Here is a 22,478-nt window from a genome sequence, read left to right as displayed (position 1 = left end):
ACCCGGCTCAGCCGACGATCGGGCGGACGTCCCAGAGCCACACGTCGTCCACGCGCTGCGGCGGGCCGATCAGCGCGGTCATCAGCTCACGCAGGACCGCCTCGCGGGGATGTGCGCCGAGGACGACCACGGACGCCCGCCAGAAGCGCAGGTCCTCGACGGCCTGGCGACGGTTCTCCTCCGTCAGCGCGGGGACGGCGTTCTTGTCCATCGTGGAGTAGATCAGGGTGCTGGTCGGCCGGTTCGGCGCGCCGAAGACGCCCTCGCCCCGCTCGTTCGGCCCGATGAAGTAGCCGCCCGGGATCGGGAACGCGTGCTGCGTCAGGGCGCTCCAGCGCAGCGTGGGCAGACCGTGCACGTTGCTCGGGATGGGCACCGGCACCAGCGTCCGGCCGTCCGGCACGTACGGGCGCCAGCCGCCGGCGGTGATGAAGTGTGGCGGCGGCTCGACGGGCTGCGCCGGCAGCGGACGCGGGAACAGCGGCAGCACGGCGAGCGCGACGGCCGCGTACCCGACCGGGCGCAGCCAACGGCGGCGCGGCCCGGCGGCGTCGGCACCGGCCGCGCTGTCGTCGCCGTCGGTGCCGGCGCGGGGGGCCGGCACCGACGGGCGGCCGTAGCCGGCGACGGTGTCCCAGGCCAGGGCGAGCAGCACGCCGAGGGCCGCCGCCACCACCAGGGCCAGCCGGGTCGGCATCATCATCTCGACCAGCGGCAGGTCGTCGGAGATGTAGGCCCAGGGACCGTCCGTCTCCGTCTCCACCCCGTTGATCCGCACCTTCGGGCCGATCGAGGCCACCGTGAAGACCACCACCAGCACCGCGAGGATCCGGGCGGCGAGCGAGCGGCGGACCAGCAGCGCCAGGGCCACCACCGACAGCAGCACCAGCGGCCAGCCGAACCAGGTGTTCTGCTCGGTGAGCCCGATGGTCTTCTCCACGGCCTCGTCGCCGGCCACGGTGTCCCGCGCGAAGGTGACGAAGGCGGCCAGGTCCTCGCCCCAACTGTGGAACACCCCGCCCTGCAAGCCCCGGTAGGACTGCGGGCCGTTGAACTGGAACCAGATCGGGTAGGCCGTCAGCAGCAGCGCCAACCCGCCGCCGACGCCGAGCGCGGCGGCGAAGGTGCCGGCCACCGCCCGCGTCCGCGCCGGGCGCATGATCGCGTACGCGAGCACGACGACCAGGCAGGCCAGCGCGGTGAGCAGCAGCATCTCCTCGTTGATGAAGATCTGGTACGCCACCAGCAGGCCGAGCACGATGCCGTTGCGCCGCCACCGGCCGGGCTCGCCGAGCCGGAGCACCCGCACCACGATCAGCGGCAGCAGGAAGTTCGACACGAAGTTGGGCTGGCCGTTGGCGTGGTGCACGATGCCCGGCGCGAAGCCGAGGAACGCGCCGCCGACGAAGGCCGCCGCGCGGGAGCGCACCAGGTGCCGCGACAGCATCCAGTACGACGTGCCGGCGGTCGCGGCCAGCGCGCCGCCCAGGTAGAGCGCGTACATGACCTGCGGGCCGAGGAGCATGGTCAGCGGCGCCAGCGGCAGCGTCACCCCGAGCAGCGAGGTGTTCGCCATCATGTTCACCCCGTCCGGGGCGTTCTGCCGCTCGGTGAACAGCGGGTTCTCCAGGTGCCGCACCGAGTACGCGCCGTGCGAGAAGAGCCACTCGAACCAGCTGTGGTCGGTGGGCAGGTGCGACGACACCCGGTTCTGCACGTCCGCCCAGTAGTTCAGGCACACGAGAACGCCGAGCAGGACATAGGCTCCGATGGCCAGTACGTCGGCGCGGGAGGGCCTACGCCGCAGCCGGCGCGTCGGCTCGGCCGCGACGGGCGCGGAGACGGAGTTCAGCGAGGGGTCTACCACCGGCACAGCCACGACGCGCCATCGTACAGGCGCGGCGGCGTCGCTTTTGCCGGGCCGGTGCCCCCACGGCCGATTTGCCGGCCCGCCGGAGGCCACGGTGTGACGGGGAGGACGGCACGTGACGGTCATCGACCTCGGCGAGCGACGGGACGTCGACGGGGCCGCCGGCCCCGGCCCGAGCCGGTTCCCTCGCCGCTGGGCCCCGGCCCTGGTCGCCCTGCTCTGCCTGTTGACGTCGGCGGCCGCCGCGCCGTGGCCCGCGCAACCGCCGGGCACCACGGTCCCGGCCGGCCCGGACGCGAGCGTCCTGCTCGCCGACGGGGTCCTCCTGGTGGCCGACGCGGCGGGCCCCGGCGCGGTGCCCGACGGGGACCCGGTGCCGCGACTGGCCGCCCACCGGCTGCCCTCCGGCCGTCCCCTGTGGCGGGTGCCGTTGCCCGCGCCGGGTCGGGTGTTCCACGCCGTCCGGGTCGGCGACCTGCTGGCGGTCGGCCTGGCCGGGGACCGGGCGGCGCCCCAGGTGGTCGGGCTCTCCCTCGGCGACGGCGGGGTGCGCTGGCGGGTCGAGGGGCAGCTGCGCGGCGCCACTTCGGTCGGGCACCTGCTGCTGTCGGGCTCCGCCGGGTCGGGCGCGTCCGTGCTGCGCTCGGTGGACCCCGCAACCGGTGCCGTCCGGTGGTCGCAGCCGCTGGCCCTCGAGGACGCGCACCTGTCGCGGCGGGACCAGCGGATACGCCTGCTGACGGTGCTCGCCGGCGGGCGGCTGGAGGTGCGCGACCCCGACACGGGCGCGGCGCGCGCCGCGACGGCCGTGCCCGGCCGCGCCCGCGTGCTGACGGTCACGGAGGAGCTGGTGCTGCTCACCGACGACAGCGGCGCCCTCAGCGGCTACGAGATCGCCACCCTGCGCCGGCGGTGGAGCGTGCCCCGTGGCCCGGCCGACCAGCCGGACGTCTATGACTGCGGCGTACTGATCTGCTTCGACGACGGTTCGCCCGTGACCCGGCTGCTCGATCCCGCCACCGGCACCGTGCGGTGGCGGAGCGAGAACGCGGCCCTGGGGCCGGTCGCCGTCGAGGGCCGGCTGCTGGCCGTCCGGCGCTCCTCCGGTGGTGCCGCGGAGCACGTGCTGCTCGACGCGGCGACCGGTCGGCCGGTGCGGCACCTGGGCCGCTGGCGGGCCGGCGCCCCGGGGATTCTCTCGGCCGACGGGACGACCCTGCACCGCCGGCAGCGCGACGGGCGGTACCTGGTCGGCCGGATCGACGGACGTGGGGAAGGCGTGCGGGTGCTGGCGGCGCTGCGCGCCGTGGTGGGGGAGTGCGGCGCCCACGGGTCGTACGTCGTGTGCCGGCACGAGGACGGCGGGCTCGGCGTGTGGGAACTGCCCGGCGACCGCGACCGGAAGGGGCGGGCGTGACGCTCATCGACCTCGGCGAGGTGCGCGACGAGCCGGAGCGGGAGGCGCCGCCCCGCCCGCCCCGCGCCGTCGGCAGGCCGCTGCGGGTCGCGCTGGCGCTCGCGTTCCTCCTGGCCACCGTGGCGGCGGCCGTGCCGGTGTCGGCACGGGTCGCGCTCGTCGTTCCGGCCCGCCTCGGGTCGGAGGCGTTCCCGCACGGCGACCGGCTCTACGTCGTCGAACCGGCCGAGGGGGAGCCCGAGGGGACCGTCGAGGTGCGCGCGTACGCCCTGCCCGAACGGGCGCCGGCCGACGCCGACCCGCCCCACCCGCTCTGGCGTACCCGGCTCGTGGCCGCCGGCCGGTTCTGGCATGTCCAGACGGGGCCGGGGACGGTGCTGTTCTCCATCACCGGGGACCAGGACGACGGGCAGACGGTGGCCCTCGACGACGGGACCGGCCGCGAACGCTGGCGGCAGCCCGGCCATCCCTGGTTCGACCCGAGCGGGATCCTGCTGATGCAGACCGGCGGGGCGCAGGGCGGCACCGTACGGTCGGTGGATCCGGCCTCCGGCCGGGCGCTCTGGTCGGTGCCGACGCCGCCCGAGGCCGCGACGTACGCCCTGCGCGACGGGCGTGTCGAGCGGATCGTGCTGGCCCCCGCCACGGGGCGGGTCGAGGTGCGCGACCCCCGCTCCGGCGCGCTGGTGCACGCGGCGGACCTGGGCCTCGGCGAGGCGTCCGGGCACACGGTGGTGGCGCACGACCTGCTGCTGGTCGTCCGGCCGCCTCAGGGCCTGGTGACCGCCTACGGGCTGGACGGGCTGCGGCGGCGCTGGGAGGCGCGCGTGCCCATGGTGGAACACGTCAACGAGTGCGGCGAGCTGCTGTGCGCGCCCGGAGGCAACAGGTTCGTCGCGCTCGACCCGGCGACCGGCGCGCCGCGGTGGACCGGCGAGCGGTGGTTCGGGGTGCTGGCGACCCGGGGCGACCGGCTCCTGGCGGTCGCGCCCGGGCCCCTCGGCGACCGGTTGGGCGTGCTCGACGCGGCGACCGGCCGGCAGGTGGCCGACCTGGGCAGCTGGCAACTGCTGCCCTGGTACCCCGACGAGCGGCTCCTGACCGTGCGGGCGGCCGTCGCCGGCGGCGGGCTGGTGGTGGCCGAGCTGGACGTCGCCGCCGGTCGGGCCGGGGTGCTGGACGTGCTCCGGGAGGCCTCCGGCAACTGCCGCAGCCGGGCCGACACGGTGGTGTGCCGGCTGCGCACCGGCGAGCTGGGCGTCTGGCGCTATCCCGGCTGAGCCCGCCCTCCGGCACGGTGTGCCGGCTGCGGTGCCGGGGTCACCAGTTGGGCTGCTCCGGCGCCGGGGGCAGCGGCACGCCGGGCGGCCGGAGCACGTACGCCACCCCGCCGCTGCCGCCCTGCCAGGCGGCCTCGAAGCGGTCCCGGTCGACGATCCGGCGCACCGCGTCGTCGTCCGGCGCGTACGGGTCGTTGAGCACCGGAGCACCCGTGTCGGTGAAGCCCACCAGCACCATCAGGTGCCCGGCGGTGTCGTAGTCCAGCCCGGGCACCTGGCCGGCGGTGAACGCGGCGGAGACGATCAGCGGGATGCCGGCGGCCACGAACGCCTCCGCCTCGGTCAGTGAGCGCAGCCGGGTGACGAAGGCGTCCACACCGTGCAGGCCCGCGTACGCGGTGTTGAACGCCCAGTTGCCGGCCCCGGCGTAGGCGTGGTCGTAGCAGTGCCGTGCGGCGTGCACCACCACCGGGCGGGGGCCGGCCGGGGCCACCCACGCGTACCGGGTCGGGGCCGGGGCGGCACCCCAGAAGGCCAGCACCATCGAGGTGCAGGTGGGGCTGCACCAGGAGTCTCCGCCGCCGCCCCACTGCGGGTGGCTGCCGGCGTGCAGCCGCTGCGAGTAGCGCGGCACGTCCAGCACGGTGCCCCAGGCCGTGGGCGGGGCGTCCTCCCTGGCCGGGCGGGACGGTCCGGTCGTCGCCGCCGGGCGGGGGCCTGCGGCGACCGCCCCGACCGCGCGCAGCACCGGGGTCCCGTCGGCGTCCTCCGGTCGGAGCAGGGTCACCCGCACCTGCCAGCCGGTGACCGTCGCGTCCGTCACCAGCAGGGTGTCGGTGTCCACCCGGGCGTCGGCGTCGCGCTGCCCCGGTACGGTCGTCCGGCGGATCGCGTGGTCGTCGGCCGCCCAGTCGGCGAGGACGTACCACCCGGTGGCCGGGGCGTCGTCGTGCCAGCCGCGCAGCTCCACGCGCAGCCAGCAGTCGCCGGGGGTGTCGCCGGTCCACGAGGGCACCACGTCGCGTACGGCGAAGCCGACCGGCACCGGCGGGGACGTCCAGCTACCGGCCGCGTACCGGCGGGTGCGGCCGTCGGCGTCGGTGTGTTCGAGCCGGTCGGCCGGCTCGGCCAGTTCGAGGCCGCGCCCGCCCGCGCGCAGCCCGGACAGGTCGCCCAGCCCGGCGTCGTCGGGGAGGCGGAAGCCCCGGTAGGTGACGTCCCGCCGGATCGTCGGCGCCGCGTCGGTCATGCGTCTCCCCGTCCGTCGCACGAAGCTTGGTGCCGAGAGCATTGCGTACGACGAAGGTTTTCTGCAACGGGGTCGGCCGGGGACGCCGGGTGCGGACCGGTTTGGCTACCGCCACTAGGTTGTCAGTGGTCAGGGGCGCGAGGAGGCCGGGATGCGGGTACTGGTGGTCGAGGACGAGCGCAACCTCGCCGACGCGATCGCGCGGGGGCTGCGCAAGCGGGGCATGGCGGTGGACGTCGCCTACGACGGCGACAGCGGCCACGAGATGGCGTTCGTCACCCGGTACGACGTGGTGGTGCTGGACCGGGACCTGCCCGGCGTGCACGGCGACCAGATCTGTGCGGAGCTGGCCGCCTCCGGCACCCTGACCCGGGTGCTGATGCTGACGGCCAGCGGCACCGTCGCCGACCGGGTGGAGGGGTTGCAGCTCGGGGCCGACGACTACCTGCCGAAGCCGTTCGCCTTCGACGAGCTGGTGGCCCGGGTGCAGGCCCTCGGCCGCCGGGCCACCCCGGCCGCGCCGCCGGTGCTCGAACTCGCCGACCTGGTCCTCGACCCGGCCCGCCGGGTGGCCACCCGGGGCGGCCAGCCAATCGACCTGACCAACAAGGAGTTCGGCGTGCTCTGCGAGCTGCTCAAGGCGCGCGGCGCGGTGGTCTCCAGCGAGGAGCTGCTGGAACGGGTCTGGGACGCCAACACGGACCCGTTCACCACGATCGTCCGGGTCACCGTGATGACGCTGCGCAAGAAGCTCGGCGACCCGCCGCTGATCGAGACGGTGGTCGGCGCGGGCTACCGCACGGCGGAGACGCCGGCGTGAGCGCGCGGAGCGAGCCGGCGCTGAAGGCCGGGCGGTCGCGGACGAGGGCCGACGCCACGAGCCGGCGGGCCCGGCTGCGGCCCACGCTGCGGCTGCGGTTGACCCTGCTCAACGGGGTGCTGCTGGTCGGCGCGGGCGCGATCCTGGTGCTGCTGGCCTGGCTGCTGGTCCGCGACGCGCTGCGACCGACCGACGAGCTGCTGCCCGGCACCACGGTGGTGCTGGCCGACGGCCGGTCGCTGGACGCCGCGCAGTGGCAGCGTCAGCTGGTGGACGCCGCCAGCGGGGAGCTGCTGGTCAAGGGGCTGGTGGCGCTGCTGGCGATCAGCGTCGTCGGGGTGGCCGGCGCGTACGCGGTCGCCGGGCGGGCACTGCGCCCGCTGCACCAGGTCACCGCCACCGCCCGTCGGCTCGGCGAGACCACGCTGGACCAGCGCATCGGCTACTCGGGCGCCGACGACGAGGTCGCGGAGCTGGCGGAGACCTTCGACGAGATGCTGGACCGCATAGCCGCCGCGTTCGAGGCGCAGAAGCGGTTCGTGGCGAACGCCTCGCACGAGCTGCGGACCCCGCTCGCGGTGATGCGCACCGAGATCGACGTGACGCTGAGCGACGACGAGGCGGACGCGGCCGAGTACCGCCGGATGGCCATGGTGGTCCGGGACGCCTCCGAGCGGGCCAACGGGCTGGTCGACGCCCTGCTGGTGCTCGCCCGCAGCGAGGCCCAGGCGGGCCGCCGGCTGGGCCGGCGCACCGAGTGCGACCTCGCCGCCGGCACCGCCAACGCCCTGTCGGCCGTACGCCGGGAGGTGGAGCGGATCAAGCTGCGGGTGCAGACCTCGCTGGAGTCCGCACCTGTCGTCGGCGATCCCGGGCTGCTCGACCGGCTGGCGGGCAACCTGATCGAGAACGCGATCCGCTACAACCATCTGCACGGCCGGCTCTGGGTGCGTACGGGGTCGGACGGGTGCCGGTCGTGGCTGGTGGTGGGCAACACCGGCTTCGAGGTGGACCAGGCCGACGTGCCCGGCCTGTTCGAGCCGTTCCGGCGCGGCGGCCGGGAGCGTACCGGCGCACGCGGCTCCGGTCTCGGGCTCTCCATCGTCCGGGCGGTCTGCGACGCGCACGGCGGCACCGTGAAGGTGATCGCTCAGGCCGGCGGGGGGTTGGAGGTCACGGTGACCCTGCCGGCGGCGGAGGCCGCACCGGCGATCACCGCCGAGGAGCCGGCGGCCCGTCGCTGACGGGCCGGCGGGGTTTGCGGCTCGCGCCGTGGGGGTGCGGCTCGCGCTGCGGGGGTGCGGCTCGCGCTGCGGGGGTGCGGCTCGCGCCGTGGGGGTTGCGGCGGGAGCCGGCCCGGTGGAAGGATCATGCCGTCAGCTCGAGGACCGGAGGGGGGTGCGTCGATGTCCACCGTCATGACTTCCGCGCCCCGTCTCGCCGGCTGACTCTCACGCACGCGGGGCGCCTCCATCCCTAGCGGAGGAACCCGTGTATCCACGGATCCAGAACATCAGTTTCGACTGCCACGACACCTACGCCCTCGCCGGCTTCTGGTCGGCGGTGCTCGGGTACGCCCGGCACGCCGACGACGCCCCGGGCGATCCGGAGGCGGTGCTGCTGCCCCCGGACGACTCCACCCCGCACGTCTTCTTCCAGCGGGTTCCCGAGGCCAGGACGGTCAAGAACCGGGTGCACGTCTGCCTGCGACCGACCGGCCGGACCCGGGAGCAGGAGGTCGAGCGGGTGCTCGGCCTCGGCGCGGTCGCGGTGAGCGACCGCCGGCGCGCCGACGGTACGGGCTGGGTGGTGCTCGCCGACCCGGAGGGCAACGAGTTCTGCGTCCTGCGCGGCGCGGCGGAGCGGGCGGGTACGACCATCGAGGAGGAACACCCGTGAGCGCACGGATCCACAACGTCAGCATCGACTGCCGCGACACGTACGCGCTGGCCGGCTTCTGGGCGCAGGTCTTCGACTGCCCCCGCCAGCCGGACGACTTCCCCGGCGACCCGGAGGCCATGCTGCTGCCCCCGGGTGGCCCGGAGGTGCTCTTCGTGGCGGTGCCCGAGGGCAAGCAGGTGAAGAACCGCCTCCACCTCGACCTGGAGCCCGCGGACCGCACCCGGGACGAGGAGGTGGCGCGCCTGCTGGCCATCGGTGCGACCCAGGTCGCCGACCAGCGTCGCGCCGACGGCTCGGGCTGGGTGGTGCTCGCCGACCCGGAGGGCAACGAGTTCTGCGTGCTGCGCAGCGCCGCCGAGCGGGCCGCCACGGCGGGCTGACGCGAGGGGGCCCGTCCACGTCGTGGACGGGCCCCCGCGCACCGCCGTACGGCTCAGTACTTCTGCTCGATCTGGCTGCGGATGGCGACGAACTCCGCCGCCGAGGCGGCCGCGGAGGAGAAGAACATCACGATCATGCCGACGCTGCCGTGGTCGGCCCACGCGCAGACGCCCAGGGGGACGCCGGCGGACTCGCCGTCGCCGCACTTGGCCAGGCCGCCCTGCGGTCCCGGGGCGATGGTGGTCATCTTCGTGACGGCGAGGTCCTTGGAGATGCCCTTGATCGCGTCGTCGAGTTCCCGCTCCGGATTGAGCACGAAGGTGGAGGCGGCGATCACCATGACCATGTTCCGCTCGTCGGCGCTGCCGTAGAAGGCGCCGGCTACGCCGGTCGCGCCGCGTACCGAGGTCCGCAGCTCGCGGACCATGTCGTCGGCGGCCTTACGCAGGGTCGGCTCGGTGCTCTTCGGGCGGCCCGCGAGCGTCTCCGGCGTGACGACCCGGATCTGCGGGGCGTCGCTGGACGACTCCGGTGACGGGGCGGCCTCGGACGACGTGGCGGCGCTCGGGGTGGCGCTCGACGCCGACGCGGTCGGGGACGCGCTTGGGCTGGGCCGGGGGTCGGCGCCCTGATCGCCCTCGTAGGCGAGGTAGGCGATGCCGCCGCCGCCGAGGCAGAGCACCAGCAGCCCGACCAGGCCCAGGGTCAGCATCAGCTGGTGGGGCCTCGCCGGCTGGCCCGCGCCCTGCGCCGGCGGCGCATAGCCCGCGTACGGGCTGGTGGGGAAGCCGGCCTGGGGCGTGACGGGGTAGCCGCCGTAGGGCTGGGTGGGGTGCGGCTGGGCCGGCGGCGGGCCGGGGTACGGCTGGGTCGGCGCGGGGCCGGGGTGTGGCGTGGCGGGCCACCCTGCGCCCGGCGAGGGCTGGCCGCCGGACGGGTGCTGACCGCCGGACGGGTGCTGGCCGCCGGACGGGGGAGTCCAGCCGCTGGGGGGCGGTGCCGGGTAGCCGTCCGGCCGCGGCGGGTGGAAGTCGTAGTGCGTGTCGTGCTCCGGCTGCCCGGACCAGGGATCGACCGGCGGTTGGGACATGATCAGCTCCAGGCGAGTCTGCGAACGGGTGATCGTAGCCAGCCACGGCACGGTACCGCTGTCCCGATCCCGACCGTATCGGCCGCAACGACGATCGCGGTGGCCACCACCATCCAAGCTGGACGGGGCAACCACCGCGAACGCGGGGGCGGTGCGGATCAGGCGGGCAGGCTCGCCACCCCGTGCGGCAGGAACCGGCGGCCGGTGACCCGCTCGGAGGTGCCGGTCCGGTCCAGGTACGGCGTGACGCCACCCAGGTGGAACGGCCAACCCGCGCCGAGGATCATGCACAGGTCGATGTCCTGCGCCTCGGCGACGACGCCCTCGTCGAGCATCAGCCGGATCTCCTGTGCCAGCGCGTCGAGCGCGTTCTGGCGTACCTGCTCCTCGGTGAGCGGCTGGTCGCCGACCACGAGCAGCTTGGCGACCTCGTCGTTGATCTGGTCGTCGACGACGATGGGCTGACCGGAGTCGGCGATCCGCTTGAGGTTCTCGCTGACGCCGAAGCGGTCCGGGAACGCGGCGTGCAGGGTGCCGCCCACGTGGTATGCGACGGCCGGCCCGACGAGCTGGAGCAGGGCGAGCGGGCGCATCGGCAGGCCCAGCGGGTCCAGCGCGCTGTTGGCCACGTCCAGCGGGGTGCCGGCGTCCACGGCGGCGAAGACGGTGCCGAGGAAGCGGGTGAGCAGCCGGTTGACCACGAACGCCGGGGCGTCCTTCACCAGCACGCTCGACTTCTTCAGCTGCTTGCCGACCGCGAACGCGGTGGCGAGCGTGGCGTCGTCGGTGCGCTCGCCCCGGACGATCTCCAGCAGCGGCAGCACCGCCACGGGGTTGAAGAAGTGGAAGCCGACCACCCGCTCGGGGTGCTCCAGCTCCTCGGCCATCGCCGTGATCGACAGGGAGGAGGTGTTGGTGGCCAGCACCGCCTCCGGCTTGACGATCTTCTCCAGCTCGGCCCAGACCTGCTTCTTGACGGCCAGGTCCTCGAAGACCGCCTCGATGACGAAGTCGGCGTCCGCGAAGACGCCCTTGTCGACGGAGCCGCTGACCAGGCCGTACAGCTTGGCGGCCGTGCCCTTGTCCATCCGGCCCTTGCTGACGGCCTTCTCGATCTGGGTGTGCACGTAGCCGACGCCCTTGTCCACCCGGGCCTGGTCCAGGTCGGTCATGACGACCGGCACCTGGAGGCGGCGGGCGAAGAGCAGGGCGAGCTGGCTGGCCATCAGCCCGGCGCCGACGATGCCCACCTTGGTGACCGGGCGGGCCAGGCCCTTGTCCGGTGCTCCGGCCGGCCGCTTGGCCCGCCGCTGCGCCAGGTCGAACGCGTAGAGGCCGCTGCGCAGCTCCTCGGAGAAGACAAGGTCCGCGAGGGCCTCGTCCTCGGCGGCGGTGCCGGTGGCGAAGTCGGCGTCCTTCGCCGTCTCCAGCAGGTCCAGCGCCTTGTACGCGGCCGGGACCGCGCCGTGCAGCCGCGCGTCGAGGGTCTGCCGGGCGAAGTAGAGCACGCCCGCCCACATGTCCTTGTCGACCTCGGGCCGGGTCACGGTGACCTCGCCCCGGACGACGCCGGCCGCCCACTCCAGGGACCGCTCCAGGAAGTCCGCCGGCTCCAGCAGCACGTCCGCGATGCCCATCTCGGCGGCCTGCTTCGGCTTGAGCATCTTGTTCTGCATCAGCGGGTTCTGGATGATCACCTGGGTCGCCGCCGGGATGCCGATCAGGTTCGGCAGCAGCTGCGTGCCGCCCCAACCGGGGACCAGGCCGAGGAAGACCTCGGGCAGCGCCAGCGCCGCCACCCCGCCGGAGAGCGTCCGGTAGTGGCAGTGCAGCGCCAGCTCCAGGCCGCCGCCCATCGCCGCGCCGTTGACGAAGGCGAAGGTCGGGACCTCGCTGTCCTTGAGCCGGGCGAAGACCCGGTGGCCGAGCCGCCCGATCTCCAGTGCCTGCTCGCGGTCGGCGAGCTGCGGGAGGCTGGTGATGTCCGCACCCACGCAGAAGACGTACGGCTTGCCGGTGACCGCGACGAACGCCGGGTTCGCGGCGAGGGCGGCCGTGATCGCCTCGTCCAGGCTGGTCAGTCCGCCCGGGCCGAAGCTGTTCGGCTTGGTGTGGTCGAAGCCGTTGTCGAGGGTGATCAGGGCGGCCGGCCGGTCCAGCCCCGGTACGTTCACCTGGCGCAGCAGCGCCCGGGTGACGACCTCGTTCGGTGCGGCGAGCGCGCTCACTTGTCTCCACCCTCCCAGTGCGGGTTCTCCCAGATGACCGTGCCGCCCATGCCGATGCCGATGCACATGGCGGTGACGCCGTAGCGGACCTCGGGGTGCTCGGCGAACTGCCGGGCGAGCTGGGTCATCAGCCGCACGCCCGAGGACGCGAGCGGGTGCCCGATGGCGATCGCGCCGCCCCACGGGTTGACCCGCGGGTCGTCGTCGGCGATGCCGAAGTGGTCGAGGAAGGCGAGCACCTGCACGGCGAACGCCTCGTTCAGCTCGAACAGGCCGATGTCGTCGATGGTCAGGCCGGCGATGCGCAGCGCCTTCTCGGTCGACGGGATGGGGCCGACGCCCATCACCTCGGGCTCGACGCCGACGAAGCCGAACGACACCAGCCGCATGGCGACCGGCAGGCCCAGCTCGCGGGCGACGTCCTCGGAGGCGAGCAGGCTGGCGGTGGCGCCGTCGTTCAGGCCGGCCGCGTTGCCCGCGGTGACCTTGCCGTGCGGGCGGAACGGGGTCTTCAGGGTGGCGAGCTTCTCCAGCGAGGTGTCCCGGGGCGCCTCGTCGACCGTGGCCATGCCCCAGGCGTTCTCCTCGTCGCGGACCGCCACGGACACCAGGTCGTCCTGGAGCTTGCCGTTGGCGTACGCCTTGGCGGTCTTCTGCTGCGAGGCGAGCGCGAACGCGTCGGTGCGCTCCTTGGTGATGTGCGGGACCCGGTCGTGCAGGTTCTCCGCGGTCGCGCCCATGACCAGCGCGGACGGGTCGACCAGCTTCTCGGCGACGATCCGCGGGTTGGGGTCGACGCCCTCGCCCATCGGGTGGCGGCCCATGTGCTCGACGCCGCCGGCGATGGCGACGTCGTAGGCGCCCATGGCGATGCCGCTGGCGACGGTGGTCACCGCGGTCATGGCGCCGGCGCACATGCGGTCGATCGCGAAGCCGGGGACGGTCTTGGGCAGGCCCGCCAGCAGGGCGGCGGTCCGGCCGATGGTCAGGCCCTGGTCGCCGATCTGGGTGGTGGCGGCGATCGCGACCTCCTCGACCCGCTCCGGCGGCAGCTGCGGGTTACGGCGCAGCAGCTCGCGGATGCAGCGGATCACCAGGTCGTCGGCGCGGGTGTTGGCGTACATGCCACCCGCCTTGCCGAACGGGGTACGGACGCCGTCGACGAAGACGACATCCCGAACTTCACGGGGCACTTGAGCCTCCTCTTCGACCACGATTCGGCCGCCGCGCCGACGGGCGGCACTACGGACCGAACGAAGGTCGCCGGCACGGGCGTGTTCCCCCGGATGCTACTCGCCAGTAACCATCGCCGGCACCCGCCCCCGTGTGGCCCACCCCACACCACCCTGCCAGCGACCGGCGTGTTGATCATGAAGTTGTCGTGCCGACACACCGGATCGGGCGACGACAACTTCATGATCAACGGGGAGGCGGGGCGGGGAGGTTGGGGGGTCAGGGGGTGGGGGGTGGGTCTGTGAGGGCCTCGGCGAGGGCGGGGAGGAGGAGGGTGATCTGCCATTCGCGGGCGTTGAGGCCCCGGAGGGTCTCCGCGACCGTCGCCTCCGTGACCTCCTCCGGGGGCACCCAGGCCAGGCGGCGGATCGAGTCGGGGGCGATCAGGTTCTCGGGCGGCAGCTGGTGCGCGCCGGCGACGCGGACCACGACCTCCCGGCAGCGGGCCAGCCGGGCCGCCGCCACCGGGTCCCGCTCGGCCCAGCGGTGCGGCGGCGGGGGACCCTCGACCGTCGGGGCGACCGGCAGCGCGTCGTCGGGCAACTGCCGCGCGTCGTCCAGCGCGGCCAGCCAGGTGCGGGCCAGCCGGCGCACCGAGCGGCCGCCGAAGCCGGGCAGGGTGAGCAGGGTCTTCTCGTCCTTCGGATCCAGCTCCGCCGCCGCGACGATGGCCGAGTCCGGCAGCACCCGCCCGGGAGCGGCGTCGCGTCGGGCGGCGATCTGGTCCCGCGCGTACCAGAGGGAACGGACGCGGGCCTGGGCCCGTGCCCCGCGCACCCGGTGGATGCCGGACGTGCGACGCCACGGCTCGGCGCGTGCCCGCGGCGGGCGGGCCCCGGTGCGCACCAGCGCGGCGAACTCCTCCGCCGCCCACGCGGACTTGCCCTGCCGGGTCAGCTCCTCGTCGAGCGCGTCGCGCAGGTCGACCAGCATCTCCACGTCGAGCGCCGCGTAGGTCAGCCAGGACTCCGGCAGCGGGCGGCTCGACCAGTCGGCTGCCGAGTGGTGCTTCTCCAGGCTGAACCCGAGTAGCTGCTCGGTCAGCGCGGCCAGGCCGACCCGCTCGAATCCGGCCAGCCGGGCGGCCAGTTCGGTGTCGAACAGCCGGCGCGGGCGCAGGCCCACCTCGGCCAGGCAGGGCAGGTCCTGGCTGGCCGCGTGGAGCACCCACTCGGCCTCGCCGATCACCGCGTCGAGGGCGCTCAGGTCGGGCAGCGGCAACGGGTCGATCAGCGCCGTACCGGAACCGGCCCGGCGCAACTGCACCAGGTAGGCGCGCTGGCTGTAGCGGTAGCCCGAGGCGCGTTCGGCGTCCAGGGCGACAGGGCCGCTGCCCGCCGCGAAGCGGGCCACGACCTCGGCAAGCTCGTCGGGCGTGGCGGCCGGCTGGGGTGTGCCCTCGCGCGGCGCGGTCAGCGGCACGGGCCCGTCGGCGGTCGGTTCGGTCCCCGCGGCCTCCGGCTCCGGTCGGGCCGACGGCGGGTGGGGCGCATCGTTTCCCGTACGGCTTTCGGCGGGCCGACGGCGCAGGGGTGGTTCGTCGGTCACCTGACAACCCTAGTGCGCGACGCGACGCGGTGGGTGAAGCCGGTCCGGTGTGTGTCGACGGGACGACCGCCACGCGTCCCCGCAGGAGCCGGACATAGGGGAAGACAAAGACCGTTGGCGCAGGTACGGTCCATCGAGCCGTTGCGCGGGTAGGGCATCATCAGGTCCCGGAACGGAGCGGGGCGTCTACGGGGAGGCAAGGCGAATGACTGCTGGCTACGGGTCGGCGGACACGGGCCCGGCGGGACCGGGCGACGGCGGGTTCCCGCCGGGGACGGCCCGTCCCGGGCCGCTGCCGCCCCGCATCGAGCCGGCCGCCCCCGCGTACCTGCCGCCGGGCGCCCCCCGGCAGCCCGCGCCCGCCCGACCCGGCTGGTCGCCGCCGGCGCAGCCGGGCCAGTGGGGCGCGGCCCCGGCCAACGCGCCCGCCCCGGCCGCCACGCCCCACGCCGGTGGCTGGCGGCAGGGCGGCGCGCCGTCCACGACCCCGGGCCCGTCGACACCGCCCGGGAACCCGCCGGGGCCCGCCTGGCCCCCCGCGTCCGGGCCCGTGCCGTCGGGCGTCGCCACCCCGGGCCACCCCCAGGGTCCCGGACCGGGCCAGCCCTACCCCGCCCCGGCGACGAGGGGGCGCGGGCTCACCGTCGCCGCGCTCGTGCTCGCCGGCCTGCTCGCCGTCGTGACGGGCGTGCAGGCGTACCAGATCAACCGCCTCTCGAACCGGCTGGGCGACACCGACAGCAAGGTGGCGGCGGGGCAGGCGGCCGACAGCACCCGGCTCGAGGGCCTGGAGTCCCGGGCGGAGGCGCTGGAGAAGCAGGCCGGCGCCGCGTTCAACCCGGAGGCCGTCGCCAGCGCCGTGCTGCCCAGCGTGTTCCGGGTCCGGGCCGGCAACTCCACCGGCACCGCGTTCGCGATCGGCAAGCCGGCCGCGGGCGGGGGCACCAACCTGTTCACCAACTACCACGTGGTGGACGCGCTCTGGCAGACCGGCGAGCGCGAGGTCTTCCTGGAGCGCACCGACCAGCGCTTCCCGGCGACCATCGTCCGGGTCGACGAGGCCAACGACGTGGCCCACCTGCGCACCAACGGCAAGTTCACCGGCCTGGTCGCCGCGCCCGCCGCCGTGAAGTCCGGGCAGCAGATCGTGGTCGTCGGCGCGCCGCTCGGCCTGGAGGACAGTGTCACCACCGGCGTCGTGAGCGCCTTCCGTCAGGCCGGCGGCGGCGAGGGCCCGGTCATCCAGTTCGACGCCCCGATCAACCCCGGCAACTCCGGCGGCCCGGTCATCAACGGCAGCAAGCAGGTCGTCGGCATCGCCACCGCCAAGGCCCGTAACGCCGAGGGGATCGGCCTCGCCGTACCCATCAAGGTGGCCTGCGACGGCTTCAAGATCTGCTGACCCCGTCAGCGCCCAACCCACCCCCTCGGCCCGGCGGAGCATGCCGCCCGGACCAGCACACGTGGAGGAAGAACGAATGTCCCAGCCACCGACCGGGCCGGAGGGCTACCCGCCGTACCCGCCGGCCGCGCCCGGTCAGCCGCCGTCGGGCGGCGCCCCGCACGGCACCACCTACGGCAGCCCGCGCCAGTACTCGCCCGAACAGCCGGACGCCGGCCAGCAGTACGCCGCGACCCCGCAGCAGTACAACCCGGCCCCGCCCGCCGGCTACCCGCAGTCCGCGCCGCCGGCCGGGCCCTCCGGTTACCCGCAGTCCGCGCCGCCGGCGTCGCCCGGCTACGGCCCCGGCAGCGCGTCGCCCCACGCCGGGCAGGCCTCCGGGCCGGCCTTCGGACAGCCGATGTCGGTCCCCCCGGCCTCCGGGCCGGCCTTCGGGCAGCCGATGTCCACGCCGCCCGGCTCCGCCCCGCCCTTCGGCGCCCCCGCGCCGAGTGGCCCCGGCAAGAGCCACAAGGTGCTGATCCTGGCGGTCGTGGCCGGGCTGCTCTTCGTCCTGGGCGGGGTGATGACCGGCCTGTTCGTGTCGACCACGAACGAGCTGGACCGGACCGAGAAGAAGATGGCCAGCGAGGTCAGCCAGCGCGACGGCACCATCGCGGCGAACGGCAAGGAGATCGAGAAGCTCAAGACCGATCTCCAGGCGGTCCGGGACAAGCTCGGCGACACCGAGCAGGACCTCACGGGCACCCGCAACGACCGGGACGAGCAGGCCCGGCAGAAGAAGGTCATCGCGAGCTGCCTCGACAAGCTGACCACCGCGCTCGCCGCGGCGGCGAACGGCAACAAGTCGGCCTACGACAAGGCCATCCAGGGCATGGACAAGGTCTGCAACGAGGCCGAGAAGTATCTGTGAGGTGACCCGAACCGGGGTCAGGCCGCGCCGGCGGGGCGACGCTCCGGCAGCGCGGTCACCCCGGGCGGGGGAAGCCCGGCGGTGGAGGCCAGCAGTGCGCACCACGCCAGCAGGTGCGGGCCGAGGTCGTCGTCGACCGGCGTCCAGGAGGCGCGGATCTCGATGTCGCCGGCCGCCGGCGGGCCGGCCAGGTCACCGAACCGGGTCGACAGGGTCTGCGTGATCGTGCCGCCGATCGCCCGGTGCCGCGCGTCCTGCGCCTCCAGGGCGTCGGTCAGCCACGTCCAGCCCACCCCCGGCAGCAGCGGATCGGCGGCCAGGTCGACCTCCAGCTCCGCCGTCACGTAGGTGACCAGCCGCAGGGTGCCCTGCCACGCCTCGTGGCCGGCCGGATCGTGCAGCAGGATCAGCCGCCCGGAGGCCACCTCGTCGCCGTCGCGTCCGACGGTGGCGGAGAGCGCGAAGGCGTACGGGGCGAGTCGCTGCGGGGCGCCGACCTCCTCCAGCACGATCTCCGACCGGGGCGCCGCGGACCGCAGCCCGGTGACCGCGCGGGCGAAGGTCTCCGGGAGCGCGATCGGGGGGGCCATGCCGGCAGCCTATGCCGCAAGCCACCCGCCCGCCCGAGAGGCGCGCCGAGGCCGCCCACGCCGCGACCCCCTACCGCCTGGGACAGGGGTCCCTCGGTACCCGCGCCCCGCCGGGCCGACCGGGTCACAAAAGGCGGCGGTGCCCGCTGCCGGCCGCGTCCCGCGTGGCACGATGGCCGCGATGAGCACCACGACGACGGGCGCCGACGCCCGAGACGAAGACCCCCGTCCCGGCGGTCCGGCCGACTCGCCCTTCGTCCGGGCCTGTCGTCGCCAGCCCGGCCCGCACACCCCCGTCTGGTTCATGCGCCAGGCCGGCCGGTCGCTGCCGGAGTACCGCGCGATCAGGGCCAACGTGGGGATGCTGGAGTCCTGCCGCCGCCCCGACCTGGTCACCGAGATCACCCTCCAGCCGGTACGCCGGCACGGGGTGGACGCCGCGATCCTGTTCAGCGACATCGTGGTGCCGGTCGCCGCCGCCGGGGTGGACCTCGACATCGTGCCCGGCACCGGCCCGGTGGTCGCCGAGCCCGTACGCACCCTGACCGACGTGGATCGGATCCGGCCGATCACCCGCGACGACGTCTCCTACGTGGACGAGGCGGTGCGGATGCTCGTCGCCGAGCTGGGCGACACCCCGCTGATCGGGTTCGCCGGCGCGCCGTTCACGCTGGCCAGCTACCTGGTCGAGGGCGGGCCGTCGCGCACCCACGCGAAGACCAAGGCCCTCATGTACGGCCAGCCGGAGCTGTGGCACGCGCTCTGCGGCCGGCTGGCCGAGGTGACGCTGGCGTTCCTGCGGGTCCAGGTGGCCGCCGGGGTCTCCGCCGTGCAGCTGTTCGACTCGTGGGCCGGTGCGCTGTCCGAGGCCGACTACCGCCGCTTCGTGCTGCCGCACTCGGCGGGCGTGCTGGCCGGGCTGGCCGACGCGGGCGTGCCCCGGATCCACTTCGGCGTGGGCACCGGCGAGCTGCTCGCCGCGATGGGCGAGGCCGGCGCCGACGTGGTGGGCGTCGACTGGCGTACGCCGCTGGACGTGGCGACCGGGCGGATCGGGCCGGAACGGGCGGTGCAGGGCAACCTCGACCCGTGCGTGCTGTTCGCGCCGTGGCCGGTCGTCGAGGCCGAGGTGCGGCGGATCCTGGAGCAGGGCCGGGCCGCCCCCGGGCACGTGTTCAACCTGGGGCACGGGGTGCTGCCGGAGACCGACCCCGACGTGCTGACCCGGGTGGTCGCCCTGGTGCACGAGCTGTCCGCCCAGTCGGGCGACCGGGGCTGAGCGGCATGCGGGCGCCGTGGCGGGTGGCGGTGGTCGGCGGCGGGATCGCCGGGCTGGCCGCGGCGGTCCGGTTGCGCGACCGGGCCCCCGCCGGCACCGAGATCACGGTGTACGAGCAGTCCGGCCGGCTCGGCGGCAAGCTGCGCACCGGCGAGCTGGCCGGCTCACCGGTGGAGTTCGGCGCCGAGTCGTTCCTGATGCGTGACCCGGCGGGGGGCGAGTCCGCCGCCGTGGCCCTGGTCCGCCGGCTCGGCCTCGGCGAGCGGATCGTGCACCCCACCGTCGGGCAGGCCGCGCTCGTCGTCGACGGCGGGCTGCGCCCGATTCCGGGCGGCACGCTGGTGGGCGTACCCGGGGACCTGGAGCGGGTGACCACGGTCGCGCGCCCGGCGGCGGACGCCGACCCCGACGCCGGCCGTCCGCTGCTCGGCGCGGACGACGACGTCTCCGTCGGCGCGCTGGTGCGGGCCCGGTTCGGCGCCGAGGTGGTCGACCGGCTGGTCGACCCGATGCTCGGCGGCGTCTACGCCGGTCGGGCGGACGACCTGTCCCTGGTGACCACGATGCCGGCGCTGGCCCGGGCCGCCCGGGTGGAACACACCCTGGTCGGCGCGGTGCGCGCCGCGCAGGCGGCGGCCCCCCGCGCGCCCGGGGCGCCGGTCTTCGGCACTCTGGCCGGCGGGCTCAGCACCCTGGTCGAGGCTGCGGCGGCGGCCAGCGGGGCGACGGTCCGGCGGGGCGCGGCGGTCCGCGAGCTGACGCCGGCCGGCCCCGGGTGGCGGCTGACCGTCGGCTCCACCCGGGACGCGGAGCTGGTCGACGTCGACGCCGTGGTGCTGGCCGTGCCGGCCCGCCCGGCGGCCCGGTTGCTCGCCGGCTGGGCGCCGCGGGTGGCCGAGGGCGTCGGCGGGCTGGACTACGCCAGCGTCGCGCTGGTCACCCTGGCGCTGCCCGAGCCGGAACTGCCGGAGCTGTCCGGCTTCCTGGTGCCGAGCACCGAGGGCCTGCTGATCAAGGCGTCGACCTTCTTCACTACCAAGTGGGGCCACCTGCGCCGCACCGACGGGCTGGCGCTGGTCCGCGCCTCCGTGGGCCGCTACGGCGAGGAACGGCAGGTGCAGCGCACCGACGAGGACCTGGCCGCCACCGTGCACCGGGAACTGTCGGCGGTGCTCGGCGTGCCGCTGCCCGCGCCGGTCGCCGGTCACGTGCAGCGCTGGGGCGGGTCGCTGCCGCAGTACACCCCGGGCCACGGCGACCGGGTCGCCGCCGCGCGGGCGGCGCTGCGGGCGGGCCACCCGACGCTGGCCCTGGCCGGCGCCGGGTACGACGGGGTCGGCATCCCGGTCTGCGTCCGCTCCGGCGAGACGGCGGCCGAGGAGATCATCACAGCACTGGGAGGATCGGGGACATGACCGAGCAGACCAACGCGGCCCGGCTGCGGGAACTCAACGACAGCATCCGCTACACGATGTGGTCGGTGTACCGGGCCAGCAGCCCGCTGCCGTCGCTGCGCGAGAACGTCACCGGCGAGGTCGAGGCCCTCTTCGCGGAGCTGGCCGGCAAGGACGTGGTGGTCCGCGGCACGTACGACGTCTCGGGGCTGCGCGCCGACGCCGACCTGATGATCTGGTGGCACTCCGCCTCCAGCGACGACCTCCAGGACGCGTACCTGCGGTTCCGCCGCACGACGCTGGGGCGGGCGCTCACGCCGGTCTGGTCGCAGATGGCGCTGCACCGGCCGGCGGAGTTCAACAAGAGCCACATTCCGGCGTTCCTGGCCGGCGAGGAGGCGCGCTCCTACGTCTGCGTCTACCCGTTCGTCCGCTCCTACGAGTGGTACCTGCTGCCGGACGCCGAGCGGCGCGAGCTGCTCGCCGAGCACGGCAAGATGGCCCGCGGCTACCCGGACGTGCGGGCCAACACGGTCGCCTCGTTCGCGCTCGGCGACTACGAGTGGATGCTGGCGTTCGAGGCCGACGAGCTGCACCGCATCGTCGACCTGATGCGCGACCTGCGGGGCTCCGGCGCCCGCCGGCACGTCCGGGAGGAGATCCCGTTCTACACCGGCCGCCGTCGCTCGGTCGCCGACATCGTCAACTGCCTGGTCTGACGCGCGGGCCGGCCGGGGTCGCGTCCCGGAGGGAGTGGGACGGGGCCCCGGCCGGGGTCCCGGTGCGGATCAGACGACGGTCGTGCAGGTGGGCGTCGGCGTGCCGTTCGTGCCGGACCACGAGCCGAGGAACCCGAAGGTGGTGCTCGCCCCGGGCGCCAACGACCCGTTGTGGGCCGCGTTGCGGGCGACGACCCGCGTGCCGCTGGTGGTGACGGTCGCGTTCCACGCCGACGTGACCTGCTGGCCGTCGGCGTAGGTCCAGGTCACGGACCAGCCCTTGACGGCGCCGCCGCCGGCGGTCACCGTCACCTCACCCTGGAAGCCTCCGCCCCACTGCCCGACGACCCGGTAGGTGGCCGTGCAGGCCCCGGCCGGCGGCGGCGTGGTGGGCGGCGGCGTGGTGGGCGGGGGAGTGGTCGGCGGCGGCGTCGTCGGTGGCGGGTTGGTCGGCCCGCCGGAGAAGTCGACGTCGCTGCACAGGTAGTACGACTGGTCCAGGTGGCTGGCCTGCCAGATGGTGTAGACGACGTGCCGCCCCGTCCGCCCCGGCGCGTTCGCCGGGATCTCGATGGACACGCCGGTGGGCTCCGGCTTCCACCCCGACGCCGGGGTGTTGCCGATCTGGCCGACCAGTTCCAGGTCATCCCAGCCCAACGGCTCGGTGAGTGCGTCGAAGCCCTGCTTCGTCACGTACACCCGGATGTAGTCGGCGCCGTGACTGGCCTGGTCGTACAGGCGGACCCGGAAGTTGCTGGAGACCGGGGCGGTCTTCCAGGCGCCGACCGTGTCGAGGGCGTTGTAGCGGCCGCCCTCGGTGCGGCCGCCGGAGCAGAGCTGACCGTCGGGGATGGCGGCCTGGTGGTTGCCGGCGACGCCCTCGCGGAACAGGCCGTTCCAGTTCCACATGGCGTTCGGGTTGGCCTGCCAGGCCTGCCAGCACATCGGGTCCTCGGTGGCCATCCGGGGATTCTGGAAGTCGCTGCCCCAGCGCTGCCAGCAGCCGTAGTTGCGTGACGCCGGGTCCACCACGGAGCCGTGCGCCGACACGGGGTTGGCCAGGGCGGTGGTCAGCAGCAGCACGGCGGTCGCCGCGACGGCGAGCAGCCAGGCCAGGCGGGATGATCGAAGTTGAGTGGACATGGAGCCCCCGGGGGGAGAGG

Annotated in this window: 19 protein-coding genes; 11 read left to right on the top strand and 8 right to left on the bottom strand. The window is 75.0% G+C overall.

Annotated elements, in window-relative coordinates; translation table 11 throughout:
• Window positions 1-7: 7 nt before the first annotated feature.
• Window positions 8-1,879, bottom strand: coding sequence for a hypothetical protein (locus ACTMS2_RS10380; protein WP_441175225.1), 1,872 nt, complete (start codon window positions 1,877-1,879; stop codon window positions 8-10).
• Window positions 1,880-1,985: 106 nt separating this feature from the next.
• Here ACTMS2_RS10380 and ACTMS2_RS10375 point away from each other — a divergent pair, with 106 nt between their 5' ends.
• Window positions 1,986-3,287, top strand: coding sequence for an outer membrane protein assembly factor BamB family protein (locus tag ACTMS2_RS10375; RefSeq protein WP_441175224.1), 1,302 nt, complete (start codon window positions 1,986-1,988; stop codon window positions 3,285-3,287).
• Complete coding sequence (locus ACTMS2_RS10370; protein ID WP_441175223.1) at window positions 3,284-4,567, top strand: outer membrane protein assembly factor BamB family protein; 1,284 nt, start codon at window positions 3,284-3,286, stop codon at window positions 4,565-4,567. Before ACTMS2_RS10375 ends, ACTMS2_RS10370 begins: the two co-directional genes overlap by 4 nt.
• Window positions 4,568-4,607: 40 nt before the next feature.
• Here the strand turns inward: ACTMS2_RS10370 and ACTMS2_RS10365 are convergent, their stop codons facing one another.
• The gene (locus tag ACTMS2_RS10365) at window positions 4,608-5,816 is read right to left on the bottom strand and encodes a peptidase C39 family protein (protein ID WP_441175222.1); all 1,209 of its coding nucleotides are present in this window, start codon (window positions 5,814-5,816) and stop codon (window positions 4,608-4,610) included.
• A 151-nt stretch (window positions 5,817-5,967) separates the two neighbouring features.
• Here ACTMS2_RS10365 and ACTMS2_RS10360 point away from each other — a divergent pair, with 151 nt between their 5' ends.
• The 4 genes from ACTMS2_RS10360 to ACTMS2_RS10345 all read left to right on the top strand — a co-directional run bounded on the left by ACTMS2_RS10360 (window position 5,968) and on the right by ACTMS2_RS10345 (window position 8,918).
• Entirely contained in the window at window positions 5,968-6,636 is a 669-nt protein-coding gene (locus tag ACTMS2_RS10360; protein WP_441175221.1) for a response regulator transcription factor, read from the top strand.
• A 74-nt stretch (window positions 6,637-6,710) separates the two neighbouring features.
• Entirely contained in the window at window positions 6,711-7,880 is a 1,170-nt protein-coding gene (locus ACTMS2_RS10355; protein ID WP_363897417.1) for a sensor histidine kinase, read from the top strand.
• 247 nt (window positions 7,881-8,127) lie between these two features.
• Entirely contained in the window at window positions 8,128-8,535 is a 408-nt protein-coding gene (locus tag ACTMS2_RS10350) for a VOC family protein (RefSeq protein ID WP_441175220.1), read from the top strand.
• Window positions 8,532-8,918, top strand: a complete 387-nt coding sequence (locus ACTMS2_RS10345) for a VOC family protein (protein ID WP_441175219.1) — start codon at window positions 8,532-8,534, stop codon at window positions 8,916-8,918. The genes ACTMS2_RS10350 and ACTMS2_RS10345 overlap by 4 nt, the downstream gene beginning before the upstream one ends.
• Before the next feature lie 53 nt (window positions 8,919-8,971).
• On the opposite strand, the gene ACTMS2_RS10340 is transcribed toward ACTMS2_RS10345, so the two are convergent.
• The 4 genes from ACTMS2_RS10340 to ACTMS2_RS10325 form a co-directional block, all read right to left on the bottom strand.
• Entirely contained in the window at window positions 8,972-10,009 is a 1,038-nt protein-coding gene (locus ACTMS2_RS10340; RefSeq protein ID WP_441175218.1) for a hypothetical protein, read from the bottom strand.
• Window positions 10,010-10,167: 158 nt separating this feature from the next.
• The gene (locus tag ACTMS2_RS10335) at window positions 10,168-12,237 is read right to left on the bottom strand and encodes a 3-hydroxyacyl-CoA dehydrogenase NAD-binding domain-containing protein (protein WP_441175217.1); all 2,070 of its coding nucleotides are present in this window, start codon (window positions 12,235-12,237) and stop codon (window positions 10,168-10,170) included.
• Window positions 12,234-13,430, bottom strand: a complete 1,197-nt coding sequence (locus tag ACTMS2_RS10330) for a thiolase family protein (RefSeq protein WP_441175216.1) — start codon at window positions 13,428-13,430, stop codon at window positions 12,234-12,236. The genes ACTMS2_RS10335 and ACTMS2_RS10330 overlap by 4 nt, the downstream gene beginning before the upstream one ends.
• A gap of 259 nt (window positions 13,431-13,689) precedes the next feature.
• The gene (locus ACTMS2_RS10325; protein ID WP_441175215.1) at window positions 13,690-15,018 is read right to left on the bottom strand and encodes a ribonuclease D; all 1,329 of its coding nucleotides are present in this window, start codon (window positions 15,016-15,018) and stop codon (window positions 13,690-13,692) included.
• 205 nt (window positions 15,019-15,223) lie between these two features.
• Here ACTMS2_RS10325 and ACTMS2_RS10320 point away from each other — a divergent pair, with 205 nt between their 5' ends.
• Both ACTMS2_RS10320 and ACTMS2_RS10315 read left to right on the top strand, forming a co-directional pair.
• On the top strand, window positions 15,224-16,420 hold the full coding sequence (locus tag ACTMS2_RS10320; RefSeq protein ID WP_441175214.1) for a trypsin-like peptidase domain-containing protein: 1,197 nt from the start codon (window positions 15,224-15,226) through the stop codon (window positions 16,418-16,420).
• 76 nt (window positions 16,421-16,496) lie between these two features.
• Entirely contained in the window at window positions 16,497-17,333 is an 837-nt protein-coding gene (locus ACTMS2_RS10315) for a hypothetical protein (RefSeq protein WP_441175213.1), read from the top strand.
• Window positions 17,334-17,350: 17 nt separating this feature from the next.
• Here the strand turns inward: ACTMS2_RS10315 and ACTMS2_RS10310 are convergent, their stop codons facing one another.
• Window positions 17,351-17,923: a DUF3000 domain-containing protein gene (locus ACTMS2_RS10310; protein WP_089001365.1), complete on the bottom strand. Its 573-nt coding sequence runs from the start codon at window positions 17,921-17,923 to the stop codon at window positions 17,351-17,353.
• 181 nt (window positions 17,924-18,104) lie between these two features.
• Here ACTMS2_RS10310 and hemE point away from each other — a divergent pair, with 181 nt between their 5' ends.
• The 3 genes from hemE to hemQ are packed head-to-tail and all read left to right on the top strand — an operon-like array spanning window position 18,105 to window position 21,315.
• Complete coding sequence (gene hemE, locus ACTMS2_RS10305; RefSeq protein ID WP_441175212.1) at window positions 18,105-19,202, top strand: uroporphyrinogen decarboxylase; 1,098 nt, start codon at window positions 18,105-18,107, stop codon at window positions 19,200-19,202.
• A gap of 5 nt (window positions 19,203-19,207) precedes the next feature.
• Window positions 19,208-20,617, top strand: coding sequence for a protoporphyrinogen oxidase (gene hemG, locus ACTMS2_RS10300; protein WP_441175211.1), 1,410 nt, complete (start codon window positions 19,208-19,210; stop codon window positions 20,615-20,617).
• Window positions 20,614-21,315 carry a hydrogen peroxide-dependent heme synthase gene (hemQ, locus tag ACTMS2_RS10295; protein ID WP_101414747.1) on the top strand — a complete coding sequence of 234 codons (702 nt, stop codon included), beginning with the start codon at window positions 20,614-20,616 and terminating at the stop codon, window positions 21,313-21,315. The genes hemG and hemQ overlap by 4 nt, the downstream gene beginning before the upstream one ends.
• Before the next feature lie 69 nt (window positions 21,316-21,384).
• Here hemQ and ACTMS2_RS10290 read toward each other — a convergent pair whose 3' ends face one another.
• Window positions 21,385-22,458: a lytic polysaccharide monooxygenase auxiliary activity family 9 protein gene (locus tag ACTMS2_RS10290; RefSeq protein ID WP_441175210.1), complete on the bottom strand. Its 1,074-nt coding sequence runs from the start codon at window positions 22,456-22,458 to the stop codon at window positions 21,385-21,387.
• Window positions 22,459-22,478 lie beyond the last annotated feature (20 nt).

The organism is Micromonospora sp. SD12 (genome assembly GCF_052068495.1).
Classification (GTDB): Bacteria; Actinomycetota; Actinomycetes; order Mycobacteriales; family Micromonosporaceae; genus Micromonospora; species Micromonospora echinofusca.
The sequence above is the reverse complement of the archived record's forward strand: the minus strand, read 5'-3'. Positions and strand labels throughout refer to the sequence as shown.